The 13,932-nt window shown below is 65.2% G+C and carries 11 protein-coding genes; all 11 read right to left on the reverse strand.

The features are described from left to right. Positions 1 to 18: 18 nt before the first annotated feature. Positions 19 to 2,298: a ribonuclease R family protein gene (locus tag LDN95_RS00080; RefSeq protein WP_226015589.1), complete on the reverse strand. Its 2,280-nt coding sequence runs from the start codon at positions 2,296 to 2,298 to the stop codon at positions 19 to 21. A gap of 81 nt (positions 2,299 to 2,379) precedes the next feature. After that, positions 2,380 to 3,711 (reverse strand): M28 family peptidase, encoded by a 1,332-nt coding sequence (locus LDN95_RS00085; protein ID WP_226015590.1) that lies wholly within the window; start codon positions 3,709 to 3,711, stop codon positions 2,380 to 2,382. A 54-nt stretch (positions 3,712 to 3,765) separates the two neighbouring features. Next, on the reverse strand, positions 3,766 to 5,313 hold the full coding sequence (locus tag LDN95_RS00090; RefSeq protein WP_226015591.1) for an aminoacyl--tRNA ligase-related protein: 1,548 nt from the start codon (positions 5,311 to 5,313) through the stop codon (positions 3,766 to 3,768). Positions 5,314 to 5,453: 140 nt separating this feature from the next. Continuing rightward, the gene (phaR, locus tag LDN95_RS00095) at positions 5,454 to 6,023 is read right to left on the reverse strand and encodes a polyhydroxyalkanoate synthesis repressor PhaR (RefSeq protein WP_226015592.1); all 570 of its coding nucleotides are present in this window, start codon (positions 6,021 to 6,023) and stop codon (positions 5,454 to 5,456) included. 89 nt (positions 6,024 to 6,112) lie between these two features. Beyond that, entirely contained in the window at positions 6,113 to 7,174 is a 1,062-nt protein-coding gene (locus tag LDN95_RS00100) for an alanine racemase (RefSeq protein WP_226015593.1), read from the reverse strand. Continuing rightward, a complete protein-coding gene (locus tag LDN95_RS00105) occupies positions 7,167 to 8,795 on the reverse strand; it encodes an MFS transporter (RefSeq protein WP_226015594.1) in 1,629 nt (542 codons plus the stop codon). The genes LDN95_RS00100 and LDN95_RS00105 overlap by 8 nt, the downstream gene beginning before the upstream one ends. Before the next feature lie 96 nt (positions 8,796 to 8,891). Further along, a complete protein-coding gene (locus LDN95_RS00110; protein WP_226015595.1) occupies positions 8,892 to 9,314 on the reverse strand; it encodes an iron-sulfur cluster assembly scaffold protein in 423 nt (140 codons plus the stop codon). 1 nt (position 9,315) lies between these two features. Then, positions 9,316 to 9,936 (reverse strand): CvpA family protein, encoded by a 621-nt coding sequence (locus tag LDN95_RS00115; RefSeq protein WP_226015596.1) that lies wholly within the window; start codon positions 9,934 to 9,936, stop codon positions 9,316 to 9,318. Between the two features lie 12 nt (positions 9,937 to 9,948). Beyond that, positions 9,949 to 11,316, reverse strand: a complete 1,368-nt coding sequence (radA, locus tag LDN95_RS00120) for a DNA repair protein RadA (RefSeq protein ID WP_226015597.1) — start codon at positions 11,314 to 11,316, stop codon at positions 9,949 to 9,951. A gap of 56 nt (positions 11,317 to 11,372) precedes the next feature. Next, positions 11,373 to 12,710 carry an amidohydrolase gene (locus tag LDN95_RS00125; RefSeq protein ID WP_226015598.1) on the reverse strand — a complete coding sequence of 446 codons (1,338 nt, stop codon included), beginning with the start codon at positions 12,708 to 12,710 and terminating at the stop codon, positions 11,373 to 11,375. A gap of 64 nt (positions 12,711 to 12,774) precedes the next feature. Continuing rightward, on the reverse strand, positions 12,775 to 13,911 hold the full coding sequence (locus LDN95_RS00130) for an aldose epimerase family protein (RefSeq protein WP_226015599.1): 1,137 nt from the start codon (positions 13,909 to 13,911) through the stop codon (positions 12,775 to 12,777). Positions 13,912 to 13,932 lie beyond the last annotated feature (21 nt).

The raw sequence follows: 13,932 nt of genomic DNA on the forward strand, positions 1-13,932 counted from the left end.
GGAGTTTGTCCACGCCGCCTAGCGCTTGCCCTTACCCTGATGGCGGATGTTGGCGGGGCGGCCGCGTGCGCCAGCGATATACTTGCCCTTCGGCTTGGGCTTGCCGTCGATCCGCCCGCCGCGCCGTTCGATCCGCTGCACGCCTTCGGCCACATCGACCGGCTCGAACTTCAGCGCACCGGTAAGCGGATTGGCCTCGGCCAGACGAAGCTTGAGAATCATGCCCATCCCGAATTCCACGCCGCTCAGTTCGCCGACCAGCCGCTGCGCCTTCTCGTCATAACCGAACCGCTCGGCACCCAGCGTCGAGATCGGCACCAGCCCGTCGCCACCCAGCCCGATGATCGTGGCAAACAACCCGAACTTCTGCACCCCGGTGATGCGCGTGTCGAACACCTCGCCCACCCGCGCCGAAAGCCATGCGGCAACATAGCGGTCGATGGTATCGCGCTCGGCTTCCATCGCGCGACGTTCGGTCATGCTGATCGCTTCGCTGATGCGCAGCAGGTCGGCGCGATCACGGTCGGCAAGGCCGGTCGTCGGCGGGAGGTCGCCAATGTGCGGACGCGGCTGTTCAAGCCCATAGGCATCGACCAGCGCACGATGCACGAGAAGGTCCGAGTAGCGGCGGATCGGGCTGGTGAAATGAGCATAGGAGCCCAGCGCCAACCCGAAGTGACCGGCATTGCGCGGTCCGTAGTACGCTTGCGTCTGGCTGCGCAGCACCGCTTCCATGACCAGCGCCTTCTCGGCCTCGTCGGTCACGTCCTTGAGCATGCGGTTGAACAGGCCCGGCGTGATCACCTGCCCCATCGCCAGCTTGCGCCCGAAAGTGGCGAGATAGTCCTTCAGCGCGACGAGCTTTTCGCGGCTCGGCGGTTCGTGGATGCGGTAGACCACCGGCGCGACCTTGGCCTCAAGCGCCTTGGCCGCCGCCACGTTGGCCGCGATCATGAAGTCCTCGACCACGCGGTGCGCATCGAGCCGCTCGCGCAGCGCGATTTCGGCAATGCGCCCTTGCTGATCGAGCACGACGCGCCGTTCGGGCAGTTCCAGCTCCAGCGGATCGCGGGCATGGCGCGCCGCTTCCAGCAGCTTCCACGCGCCCCACAAGTGTTGCAGGTGCGGCAGAGCCTCGCCACTGTCGATCCGCCGCTGTGCCTCTTCATAAGCGATCACTTCGGCGATGTTCACAAGTGCGCGGGTGAAGCGCCATTCGGTCACGCGGCCCTGCGCGTCGATTTGCAAGTGGCAGGCCATCGCGGCGCGGGTTGCCCCGGCCTTGAGCGAGCAGACCTCGGCGCTCAGCACTTCGGGCAGCATCGGCACGACCCGATCAGGGAAATAGACCGAGTTGCCGCGCTTGCGCGCATCACGATCGACCTTGCCGCCGGGGCGTACGTAGAAGCTGACGTCGGCGATGGCCACGACCGCGCGATAACCGCCTGCACCATCGGGTTCGGCCCAGATCGCGTCATCGTGGTCGCGCGCATCGCTCGGGTCGATCGCCACGATCGGCAGGTGGCGCAGATCCTCACGGTGGCTTTCGGACAGCGGCAGGGTGGCAGCGGCTTGCGCTTCCTCGATCGCCTCGGGCGCGAAGGCAAAGGGAATGCCGTGCTTGTGGATCGCGATCAGGCTGAATGCGCGCGGCGCCAGCGGATCGCCCAACACGGCGGTGACCTTCATTCCCGAACGGGGGGAACGTCCGGCGGGCTCGGCCAGCACGAGCTGCCCCGCTTCCGCTCCGCCCAGATCGGATACCGGCACCGAATTGCGCACGCGCTTGTCGACCGGCGCCAACCAGCCCTTGCCCGCGCCATCGAACTCGATCACGCCCAGCAGCTGATCGGCATTGGCCGGCAGCTTCTTCATCGGATGCGCGATCCAGCCCGTGCCCGCTTCCTCGGTACGCGCCAGCACGCGATCGCCGACCTTGAGCGAGGCTTCGCGGGCGCGGCCTTTCTGCTCCTTCACCCGCACGCGCGGCGGGGGAATGCCATCGTCGGGCTGCCAGGCGTCGGGGATGGCCACGGGCTCGCCATCATCGATGTCGACAACCCGCAGCACGGTGACCTTCGCCACGCCGCCCATGCGGTGAAAGGCGCTGCGATTGCCGTCGATCAGCCCTTCCTCGGCCATGTCCTTCAACAAGGCCTTGAGCGCGATCTTCTCGGTGCCTTTCAGGCCGAAGGCCTTGGCGATCTCGCGCTTGCCGGCGGGTTCGTCGGCAGCGGCGATGAAATCGAGCACTTGCTGGCGGGTGGGGAGCCCCTGGGGCAGTTTGGTCCGGACCATCCGTTGTCCTGTGGGCGTTCTGCGGCCGCTTTGCAACCGGCAGCTTGGGTCAGCTCCAATGTCCGCCGGTTGCCGGGCGCGTCACTTGTCCGCAGGCAGCGGGCCGAATGCGCCTCCCGGAACGGCTGACGCGATCGGTCCGCTGGCGCCGTAGGTCGCGCGCGCACGAACCCCGAAAATCCAGTCGTCGCCGCGCACCCCGTCAAGCCGCACGTGGGTTTGCGCGGTGTCGGCAACCTTCTCTTCCCAGCCGGGCACGTCGGTACGCCGACGCCACACTTCGTACGCGGCGGCACCGGGAACCGCCTGCCAGTCGATATCGGTGAACGTCTGGACCGCCGCCTTGGCCGTGGCCACAGGGGGCAACGGCGCCGCCGCCAGCGCCGCCAGACCGCGCACGTTCAGCCGCACGACCTTGGTCAGATAGGCAAAGTCCATCCGATCGATGGTGTCTCCGAACGGGCGGCCAGCCTCGCTGCGGACATTCTGGTGCTGGGCCTCATAGTTCTCGACGCCGACGGTGAAGCGTACCGCCGGGAAGCCCTTGTCCTCGAACGGCAGGTGGTCCCCGCCCCGGCCCATGCGGTCGGCGCGCCAGACCTGCCGCACGGCCAAACCCTTGGCGTCCTGCGCGGCAAGCGTTGCCAGCCAGCGGGACAAGTTGCGGCTGGGGCTGTCGTTTTCGCCACCATCGCGGCGCTGCGCGGCGCGCAAGGCGGCGCTGGCATCGGCGCGCGGCCCCTCGGAAAAGACGCGGACATGCGCATCCTCGACCAGTCCGTCCGAACCGCGCGAATTGCCGACGATATCGTTGTTGAACACCGCCTTCACCGTCCAGCCTTGTTGCGCGGCATAGTCGGCCAGCAACTTTCCGCCGTAAAGGCCCTGCTCTTCGCCAGAAAGGACGGCATAGACGATCGTGGTCGGAAACTTGTGCCCGCTCAGCACCCGCGCGGCTTCGAGTACCAGCGCAGTGCCCGAGCCGTCATCGTTCGCCCCTGGCGCATCCCCCACGGCGTCGAGCGGATCGGAATTGCGGCTGTCGATGTGGCCTTGGACGATGACCACTTCGTTGGGGCGTTCGCTGCCGCGCTGGATGGCCACGACATCGACCAGCCGGGTCGACGTGGGCACACGCTCGCCCTGCACCATCGTTTCGGGCAATACGATGTTCAGACATTTGCCGCAGGCATCGCTGGTCTTGCGCAGTTCGGCTTCGGCCCAGTTGCGCGCCGCGCCGATCCCACGCTTGGGATCGGTCTGCGATGACAGCGTGTGGCGCGTGCCAAAGGCCACAAGATGCGCAATGTCGGTGCGCAGCCGCGCTTCGGAAATGGCGTCTTCGGGCGCGGCGAGCGCGGGAGTTGCGGCGGCGGCGGCCAGTAGGGCCGCGGTCAGGACAAGTCGATGCATTGCAAGCACTGTGCCTGCGACTTTACGCCACGGCAAGGTGCCGCCCGCGCATCTTCAGTACGACCGCGCGATCAGGATCGTCTCGACCGCCGGTTCGCCGGTGAACGGGCACGTGCCGCCCGGCGCGGGTGCGTTCAGCGGGGTGTTGCGGATCGTCAGCTTCAACGCCTTGAGCTGTTCGACCACGGCGTCGAGCGCCGGGCCGGTCGGGCGCGACCAGCCAAGCTGGACCCAACCCGGAAACCTGCGATCTTCGGCGAAGTAGGCGGCGAGGCCTGCCAGATCGCTCACCCCCGTTTCGATCTGCGCGTCGCGTCGTGCGGTGGCTTCGGCGTGGAGCGCCGACTGGACCGCTTCGAGTTCGCCGACGGCCGCTGCGACGAACGCCTCACGCGGCTGTCCGACGAAGTTGACCTTGCCATCCTCGCGCCACAGGCGGTCGCGGCGGACCACTGAAACCTGACCGCCAGCAGCATCGCGTCCGCCGATTTCAAGGATCAGCGGCACGCCCTTCTTGACCCAGGCCCAGCGCTTTTGCGTTGCCTTGCCGGGGCGCTTGTCGAGCAGCACCCGCACCCGTTCGTCGAACACCGACAGGCTGGCGAGTTCCTTGCGCAGCGCATCGCAGTACGTCAACAACGCCTCGTCCTCGTCGTTGTCGCGCAGCATCGGCAGGATAACGATCTGCTGCGGCGCCACTTGCGGCGGGGTGCGCAGGCCATCATCATCGCCGTGGGTCATGATGACGCCGCCGATCATCCGGGTCGAAACGCCCCAGCTTGTCGTGTGGGCAAGGGTTTGCTGGCCTTCCTTGTCCTGATAGCGGATGCCCGCAGCCTCGGCAAAAGTCGTGCCCAGATAGTGTGAGGTGCCTGCCTGCAGCGCTTTGCCGTCCTGCATCATCGCCTCGATCGAGAATGTCTCGACCGCGCCGGGAAAGCGCTCGTTTTCAGGCTTCGGTCCAGCAATGACCGGCATGGCCAGCACGTCTTCGGCAAAGCTGCGGTACATTTCCAACGCGCGCAGCGTTTCGACCATGGCGTCGGCCTCGTCCGCATGCGCGGTGTGCCCTTCCTGCCAAAGGAACTCGCTGGTGCGCAGGAACATGCGCGTGCGCATTTCCCAGCGCACGACATTGGCCCATTGGTTGGTCAGCAGCGGAAGATCGCGCCAGCTTTGGATCCAGCGCGCCATCGCCGCGCCGATCACCGTTTCCGATGTGGGCCGCACGACAAGCGGCTCCTCGAGCTTGGCCTCGGGATCGGGGATAAGGCCGCCCTTGCCGTCGGCGATCAGGCGGTGGTGGGTAACCACGGCCATTTCCTTGGCGAAACCTTCCACGTGGTCGGCTTCCTTGGCGAAGTACGACAGCGGAATGAACAGCGGGAAATAGCAGTTTTCGACGCCCGCTTCCTTGATGCGCGCGTCCATCAGCTTCTGGATACGCTCCCAGATGCCATAGCCCCAGGGCTTGATCACCATGCAACCGCGCACACCGGATTCTTCGGCGAGTTCTGCTTCGGAGATCACCGCCTGATACCACTGGGCGAAGTCTTCTTCGCGGGTGACGGGCAGGGCGTGGCGGATCTTTGCTTGGGTCATGCGCAGCCGGTTACGGCCGCAAGGGGATTCGGGCAACCGTCAAACCGCACCGATCCGTGCCGACGATCGGATAAGGCCCCACATGCACCTGCATCGATGGAGCCAAGGCGGAGGGACAAAGCCCCCCGCCCAGCCTTTGATCACTTGATCAATTGATCGAGTTTCTTTTGCATGTCAGCCATTTGCTGCCGCAACACATCGAGTTCGCCACCTTCCGCGGCGGGCGCGGTCGGCCGTTCTGCATCACGCGCTGGTTGCTGGCCCGCTGCGGGTGCGAATGCTGCTGCCGCCGCCTTGAACAGTTCGACATTGCGCTGCGCAATCTGGGCGAGCGGATTGGCGCCGATGCTGTCCTCGATCGCCTTGCGCAGCTTCACCTGATTCTCGCGGAAATGTTCCATCGATGCTTCAAGGTAACCGGGCAGAAGAGCCTGCATCGAATTACCGTACATCGAGATCAACTGGCGAAGAAAATTGGTCGGAAGCATCTGTTCGCCAGTTGCTTCTTCCTCCATGATGATCTGCGTCAGAATGGTGTGCGTCAGATCAGCGCCCGTCTTGGCATCGGTGACTTTGAAGTCCACGTTGTCTTTAACCATCTGCGCCAGGTGATCTAGCGTGATGTAGCTTGATGTACGGGTATTATACAGCCGACGATTGGCATATTTCTTGATGACGACGGTGTCACCTTCATTGTTTTTGTTAGCCATTTGCGCGCACCCTCCTGGGATTTTTGCATGCTTAGCAGATGCAACATGTGCAGCGCAACAAAGGTCGACGAAATAGCGTCAAAATGCTCCTATCGGGCAAACCGTCGGCCGAGCAAGGTGAACAATTCGTACTGCGACAGTCCGCTGCTTCGCGCCGCGGCAACCGGATCATAGGCGACATCAAGCCAGTCGCCCTCCTTCAGATCGCGGGCGTTACTTGCATCGACAATTGTCATGTCCATCGAAATACGCCCAAGCACCGGCAGTTGCTGGTCTTTCCAGATCATTGCCCCCTTGCCGCCCGACCAGCACCGCAAGTAACCATCGGCATACCCGAGCGCGACGATGGCCGCGCGCATCGGTGCTGATGCGGTGAACGTAGCATTGTAGCCCACGCGATCCTCTGGCTGCAGATCACGCAATTGGATGATCGCCGCCTGCGGACGGGCCACTTGCCGGATTATCGCGGCCTGCTCGGGTCGGGCAATACCACCATAAAGCGCCAATCCTGGGCGGGTCAGGTCGAAATGGTAGTCCGCGCCAAGGCTGATTCCGGCGCTGTTGGCGAGCGCAAACCGGCGGGCGGGCACCGTCGCGCGGACCTCGGCAAACCGCGCAAGCTGCACCGCGTTTTGCGGCACATCCTCGTCCGCACTGGCGAGATGACTGTGGCAACAATCGATGTCGAGGCCGTGCAGCAGCGGATCGCCAAGGTCGGCGAGCGGCAGGCCCAGCCGGTTGATCCCGGTGTCAACCATCAGGTCGCAGCGTCCCCCGCCCCCCGCCAGCCAGCGGCGTACCTGATCAAGCGAGTTGAGTACCGGCCGCACTCCGGTGGCACGTGCAAAAGCAACGTCGGCGTCAGTCAAAGGTCCGTGCAACACGGCAAGATCGGCGGGCGGCACATGGGCAAGGACGGCGGGCACCTCTTGCCAGTGCGCCACGAACCAGTCGCGGCACCCGGCCTCGGCCAAAACCGGCACAACCGCAGCCGCGCCAAGGCCATAGGCATCAGCCTTGACTGCCGCTCCAGCCCGCGCCGCGCCGGATGCCGCGTTCAACACGCGCCAGTTGGCGGCAAGTGCATGGGTGTCGAGCCTCAGCCTCAGCGGCGATGGCGGCAATTCGGCTAAGGAAATGGACTCAGGCATTGTCACCATATTCGCGCGGCGGTCCGCCCTTCAGTCCCCACACCGAAACGACGAGCGCGATCAGCACGACCACCCATGTGTACCACAAGCCGGCATAGGGATCGCCCGATTGCGCGGCAATCAGGCTTGAGATGAATGGCAGAAATCCGCCAAAATAGCCGGTGCCGATGTGATAGGGGATCGACATCGAGCTATAGCGGATGCGCGGCGGGAACATCTCGGCCAGCAGTGCCGCCACCGGGCCATACGTCGCCCCCGACAGCGCCATCACGAGTACCAGACCGAGCACGATCAGCACCGATTGACCAAAGGCGGGCTGCGCCTTGGTGAAATCGTATCCGGCATCGCCAAGCAGGGCCTGCAACGCCTTGGCGCGCGCCTTCTTGTCGGGCCAGGGATAGGTATCGAGGGGAAGCGGACTGGTGCCAGCGCTCAATGCAAGCGTCTGTGCGGGGCGGACGGTATAGGTCACGCCCGACGCGGACAGGTCGGCCAGCAGCTTGCCGCAGGCTGTCGGTTGATCAGTGGCAAATGCGTTGAAGCTGCAGTCCGGCCCCTGCACCACCACCGGTGCGCGCCTAGCGGCTTCGGCAAGGCCGGGATTCGCCGCGCCGCCGACCAGCCAGAACGCGGGAAACAGCAACGCCAGCGTGGCGACGTAGCCCAGCACGATCGGCAACTTGCGTCCGACTTTGTCCGACAGGTGCCCGAACAGCAGGTTGAACGGCATGCCGATCACGCAAGCCGCCCCCACGATCAGCTCGGCGGTGGTGTCGTCCACGCGCATCGCGCCTTTCAGGAACGACAGGCCGCTGAACATCGCGGTGTACCAGATCACCGTCAGCCCTGCGGCCACGCCGAACAGCGCAACGAACAGCCGCCGCAAGTTGCCGGGATAGGTCAGGCTCTCGACGAAAGGGTTGCCGGCAAGTTCGCCTTGCGCCTTCATCGCCTGAAACACCGGGCTCTCCGACAGCTTGAGCCTCATCCACAGCGACACCGCCAGCAACGCCAGACTGAGCACGAAGGGCACGCGCCAGCCCCACTCCGACCATGTCTGCGCGCTCATCATGGCCTTGCACGACAGCACCACGATCAGGCTGAGCACAAAGCCGCCCATCACGCTGGCCTGAATGAAGCTGGTGTAGAAACCGCGGCGTCCCGCTGGCGCATGTTCGGCGACGTAGACAGCGGCGCCGCCATATTCCCCGCCAAGCGCAAGGCCCTGCAGAATGCGCAGGCTGATGACGAGTACCGGCGCCGCATAGCCGATCGTCGCGGCCGAGGGCACAAGCCCGACACCAGCGGTCGCCACGCCCATCAGCAGCACAGTGACCAGAAAGGTGTACTTGCGGCCCAAGCGGTCGCCCAGAAAGCCGAACAACACCGCGCCGAGCGGGCGGAACCCGAAACCGACCGCGAACACCAGCCAGAACAGTAGCATTTCCAGCGTGGCGTTGCCGGTAGGGAAGAACGCTTTCGACAGGATCGACCCAAGCGTGCCGTAGATGAAAAAGTCGTACCATTCGAACACGGTGCCCGCCGATGAGGCAGCAATCACCAGACGCATGTCGGCAGCGCTTGGCTCTGCCTGTACTCCTGCGTGATCCACTCCGGCCATCCCCGTTCCTTTTTCCACGTCTTTGCCAGCTTCAATCCGGACCGGCCCCGGAGCGTCTGCCGTGATCAGTCCGCTGCCCTAGCGAAACCGGGCATATCAGGAAAGCGCCGCAAGCGCTGCATCCCAAGCCAGAACGATCGCGCCATGCCGCGCCGGATACGCTTGCGCAGGCGCGATCAAGGCGATGCCGGGCCAGTCGGGTAGCGGTCCGTCACCCTTCAGCCAGTCGTCAATCTGCTGACGCCCCTCGGCGATATCGGCACGGCTGCGCCCGATCGCGCTTTGGGCAAAAACGTGCGCGGCGGCCTGACCAACGGCGCAAGCGTGCGGGCGAAGGCCGAGCCGCGTGATCGTGCCATCCTCTGCAATGTCGAGCGCCAGCGCGATACCGCTGCCGCACGAGCGCGACCGCGCCTCGCCCTGCAAGGGCAGCGATGGTTCCCACGGCCAGTTTGCCAGCGCGGTAGCCGCAGCAAGGATTTCAGGCGTGTAAAGTCCGCGCGCGGCAGTGAAGGCCACCTCAATCGACCTTGGCTGGCGCGCGGTGGTGCGACTTGTGCGGACGTGATGCGGACGTGTGATGCGGCCCGTTACCGGACAAGGCATCATCCGAAGCTTTCGCGTCCGGGTTGGCAGCGGCGTCCGCAGCTGCTGCGCGGCGTTGGGCGATCAGGGTCAGCAGTTCCTCGCTTGCGGCATTGAGGAAGGGGTAGGTCCGCCCCTTGACGATCCACACCGGCCGTCCCTTGGGGCCCCACACCACGTCATAGGCAAACACGATCAAGGCAAAGGCCATGACCATCACGATGAAGCCCTTGACCGCGCCGAAACCGAAGCCGAGCACGCGATCGATCGGCCCGAGCATCGAATTGAGGCTTGCCTCTCCCAAATGGCGGCCGATCATCGCGGTGACGAAATAGGGAACGATCAGCAGGATCGCGAAGGCCAGAACACCCGCGCCCGTCTGCCCCGGCAAGTGCGGTTCCAGCCATTCGGTCAGCGGTTCATGGGCATAGTGCACCGCCAGCAGCGATATGCACCATGCGGCAAGCGACAGCACTTCGCGGATGAAGCCGCGAAAGAAACCGCCGATCGCGCAAACCGCGACGACCAGAAAGACAACGTAATCGAAGCCGGTCATGATCCCTCGTGTCTAGGAACCACCTACAATGCGGTCAACGAGATTTGGCAGCAGTCGCAACGCGGTATAGGCAAGGCCCGCGACGGGTTCGCCGCCGCCATCCGGGCCATAGGCACGAGTAAAGCCGAGTTTGGCTGATTCCTTGGTGCGGATTCCAGCGTGGGCGACGGGCCGCACCTCACCTGCCAGCGAAACTTCCCCGAACCACGCGGCATCGCCGGGTAGCGGGCGGTCGGCCAACGCCGAGACGAGCGCTGCCGCCACCGCAAGGTCTGCCGCCGGATCGGTTAGCCGATAGCCGCCCGCGACGGTGATATAGACTTCAGCGGTGGAAAAGTTGAGGCCGCAGCGCGCCTCAAGCACCGCAAGCAGCATCGCCAGCCGCCCGCTGTCCCAGCCGACCACCGCGCGGCGTGGTGTCGCTCCGCTTTGCAGACGTACCGTCAGCGCCTGAATTTCGACCAGCACTGGCCGCGTGCCTTCAAGCGCCGGAAACACCGCGCTTCCGGCAACGGTATCCGGCCGGCCCGAGAGGAACAGCAGCGAGGGATTGCCGACTTCTTCAAGCCCCGCGCCCGCCATCGCGAAAACGCCGATCTCGTCCACCGCGCCGAAGCGGTTCTTGAGTGCGCGCAGGATACGATACTGGTGGCTGCGCTCGCCCTCAAAGCTCATCACCACATCGACCATGTGTTCGAGCACGCGCGGCCCTGCGATCGAACCGTCCTTGGTCACGTGCCCGACGAGCACCAGCGCCACGCCGTTTTCCTTGGCATAGCGGATCAGTTCGAAAGCGCTGGCGCGGACCTGGCTGACGGTACCCGGCGCCCCTTCGATCTGGTCGGAATGCATCGTCTGGATCGAATCGATGACCAGCAAGGCGGGCGGCTCAACCGTGGCGAGCGAAGTCAGGATATCGCGGACCGAAGTGGCCGCAGCCAGTCGAACGGGTGCCTTGCCAAGGCCAAGCCGGTCGGCGCGCAGCCGCACCTGCCCCGAAGCCTCTTCGCCGCTGATGTAGATCGCGCTGGCCCCAGATTGCGCGATCGACGCCGCTGCCTGCAACAGCAGGGTCGACTTGCCGATGCCGGGATCGCCGCCCATCAGAATGGCCGATCCGGGCACCAGCCCGCCACCCAGCGCGCGGTCGAATTCGGCAAGGCCCGTTTTGCGCCGCTGCGGCAGCGCAACCGGGTGATCGAGCGAGACGAAGCCGATCATCCGGCCACCGCTGGTCAGATCATGCTTTGACGAAAAGACCGTTTCTGCCGCCTCTTCGCCCAGCGTGTTCCACTCGGCGCAATCGGGGCATTGCCCCTGCCAACGGGTGGTGACGCTGCCACAGGCCTGGCAGACATAGCGACGTTTGGGTTTGGCCATACGCTCGCTCTACCGCGAACATAACGGGAACACAAGCCCCGCCGCCTGATGAACTGTCACCGTTTTGGCAGCAATGCCAGCGTCTCGGCGGTGAGCGCCTCGGCTGCGGCGGCGATCACCTTGTCCGCCTCGGGCGCCCAGAACGGGCTGTGCAGACCGGGCAGGATCTTGCCATCCTTTGCCGCTGCATCGATTTCCTCGGCGGGCCGCCCGCCGACCCAGATCAGCAGCGACTGGATGTGTTGCGGATCGGTGCGGGCGATTTCGGCAAAATCTTCGCCCGCCATTTCGGGGCCGACTTCGCGCACCCGTTCCTCGCCGAACCGGGCGCGCAGCACGGCACCCATCCGCGCGGTCAATTCGGGCGTGTTCCACGTCGCGCTGCCGTGGGGCTCGCGCACGGTGACGATCGGCATCCGGTCGGCCGGGACGGCGGACGCCTCCGCCTCGGCCTTGGCGATCCGGCGGATGCCGTCTAGCAGCAACTTGCGCGAGGCATCGGAGTAGCTGCGCACGGTAAGCTGCAACTGCGCCTCGTCCGAGATGATGTTGTGCTTGGCCCCGGCGTGGAACGCGCCGACGGTGACGACCGACGGGTCGAACGGGCTGCTTTCGCGGCTAACCAGAGTTTGCAGGCGCATGACGATGGCGCTGGCCAGCACGATCGGATCGCGCGTCAATTGCGGATAGGCGCCATGCCCGCCGACGCCACGCACGGTCAGGTCGACCATGTCGACGTTGGCCAGCGCGAAGCCCGGACGCAGCCCGATCGTGCCCGATGGCAGGCTGGCGGTATCGTGAAAGGCGATGGTGTAATCGGGCTTGGGAAAGCGGGTGAGCAGTCCGTCGGCCAGCATGGCCAGCGCGCCGCCATTCACCTCCTCGGCAGGCTGGCCGATCATCACCACGGTGCCCGACCAGTCCTTGCGGTGGCTGGCGAGCAGCCTTGCGGTTTCGATCCACGCGGTCATGTGGGTGTCATGGCCGCAAGCGTGCATGATGCCGCTTTCGACCCCGGCGGTGGAAACCCCGCGCGCGGTGCTGGCAAAGGGCAGGCCGGTCTGCTCGACCACCGGCAATCCATCCATGTCGGCGCGGATGAGCACGGTCGGCCCCGGACCATTGCGCAGCACGGCGACGACGCCGGTCTTGCCGACTTTCTCGGTCACCTCGAACCCGGCCTTGCGCGCGGCATCGGCAAGAATCGCCGAGGAGCGTAGTTCCTGGAAGCTCAGCTCGGGGTTCTTGTGCAGATCGCGATAAGTCGCGACCAAGCCGGGCAGGTCGGCGCGGATCGTCGCGGCGAGGTCATCGGCCGCATGAGCCGACGGGGTGATCAGCGCTGCGGCCGAGGCGGCCAGAATGCTGGCGAATGCGCGGGTTTTCAGGTTCATGCCGCGAAGGCTAGCGGCTGTGCGAAGTGGCGCAACCGGAAAATCGCGGGTTGGCAGTCTCTGACTAGCGATCAAGGTGGCGCACGGTCGACAGGCGGTAGATCATGACATGCCGATAGGTCTGACCCGGATCGAGCCGGGCCGAGCCAAACGCCGGTTGGTTGGGCGTGTCGGGAAATTTCTGAGGCTCCAGCGCGATGCCGTCACCCATGCGATAGAGCGTGCCTCGCTTGCCGATGTTACGTCCGTCAGAGGCATTGGCGGTGTAGAGTTGCAGGCCGGGTTCGGTGGTCAGCACCTCAAGCCTGCGACCCGATGCCGGATCTTCGAGCACGGCAGCCAGTTGCGGCTGCGCGGTCAGCCCTTTGTCGAGCACGAAATTGTGGTCGTAGCCGCGTCCGATGACGATCTGCGCCTCGGTCCCGTCGCGCAGACCATCGGACAGGATCCGGCCCGCGCGGAAATCGAACACGGTGCCTGCAACTCGGCGCAACTCGCCAGTCGGGATCAAGTCGGCGTCGACCGGGGTGAAGGCGGCGGCGGGGATCGTCAGCCGGTGGCGCATCGCACCCTGCGGCGCGCCGTCGCCCGCGCGATCCAGCCCCGCAAGATTGAACAGGGCGTGGTTGGTCATCGCGATGACGGTAGGCCGCGAGGTCGTGGCGGTCATGGTGATCGAAAGGTTGTTGTCCGCATCCAGCGCATAGCGAACCGAGGCGCGGACTTCTCCGGGAAACCCGCCCTCGCCATCCGGACTGAGGTGGGTCAGCGTGACCGATGCTTCGGTATCCTCGCCGATCTCTGCGCCGATATGCGCAATGTCCCAGATCGCCTGATCGAAGGCGCGCGGCCCTCCGTGGAGCGTGTTCGGACCGTTGTTTTGCTCCAGTTGGTAGCTTGTGCCGTCGAGCGTGAAGTGTCCGCCTGCTATGCGATTGGCATAACGGCCGATGGTGCTGCCGAAAAACGCGCGCGTCCGCTCGTAACCTGCAACATCGTCATGACCCAGCACGACGTCGGCCAGTCGCCCGTGCGCATCGGGTGCGATCAGCGCCTGCAATGTCGCACCGTAGCTCAGTATCCGGGCAGAAACGCCGTTGGCATTGGCGAGCACCACGGCATCGACCGCAGTGCCATCGGCCAGTACCCCGGCCGCTTCGCGACGCGCGCTCGTTTTGCGATGGGTGACCGGTCCGGTCATGCGTTTGAGCCGTTCATCGTT

Origin of the sequence: Novosphingobium sp. FKTRR1, from assembly GCF_020404405.1 — a bacterium.
In the GTDB taxonomy this organism is placed as follows: Bacteria; Pseudomonadota; Alphaproteobacteria; order Sphingomonadales; family Sphingomonadaceae; genus Novosphingobium.

Bases quoted from the DNA above. Each gene is read 5' to 3' on its own strand.
- LDN95_RS00130 (WP_226015599.1), bottom strand. From the start codon at position 13,911: ATGACCGGACCGGTCACCCATCGCAAAACGAGCGCGCGTCGCGAAGCG.
- LDN95_RS00090 (WP_226015591.1), bottom strand. From the start codon at position 5,313: ATGACCCAAGCAAAGATCCGCCACGCCCTGCCCGTCACCCGCGAAGAA.
- LDN95_RS00100 (WP_226015593.1), bottom strand. From the start codon at position 7,174: ATGCCTGAGTCCATTTCCTTAGCCGAATTGCCGCCATCGCCGCTGAGG.
- phaR (WP_226015592.1), bottom strand. From the start codon at position 6,023: ATGGCTAACAAAAACAATGAAGGTGACACCGTCGTCATCAAGAAATAT.
- LDN95_RS00080 (WP_226015589.1), bottom strand. From the start codon at position 2,298: ATGGTCCGGACCAAACTGCCCCAGGGGCTCCCCACCCGCCAGCAAGTG.
- radA (WP_226015597.1), bottom strand. From the start codon at position 11,316: ATGGCCAAACCCAAACGTCGCTATGTCTGCCAGGCCTGTGGCAGCGTC.
- LDN95_RS00105 (WP_226015594.1), bottom strand. From the start codon at position 8,795: ATGGCCGGAGTGGATCACGCAGGAGTACAGGCAGAGCCAAGCGCTGCC.
- LDN95_RS00115 (WP_226015596.1), bottom strand. From the start codon at position 9,936: ATGACCGGCTTCGATTACGTTGTCTTTCTGGTCGTCGCGGTTTGCGCG.
- LDN95_RS00085 (WP_226015590.1), bottom strand. From the start codon at position 3,711: ATGCATCGACTTGTCCTGACCGCGGCCCTACTGGCCGCCGCCGCCGCA.
- LDN95_RS00125 (WP_226015598.1), bottom strand. From the start codon at position 12,710: ATGAACCTGAAAACCCGCGCATTCGCCAGCATTCTGGCCGCCTCGGCC.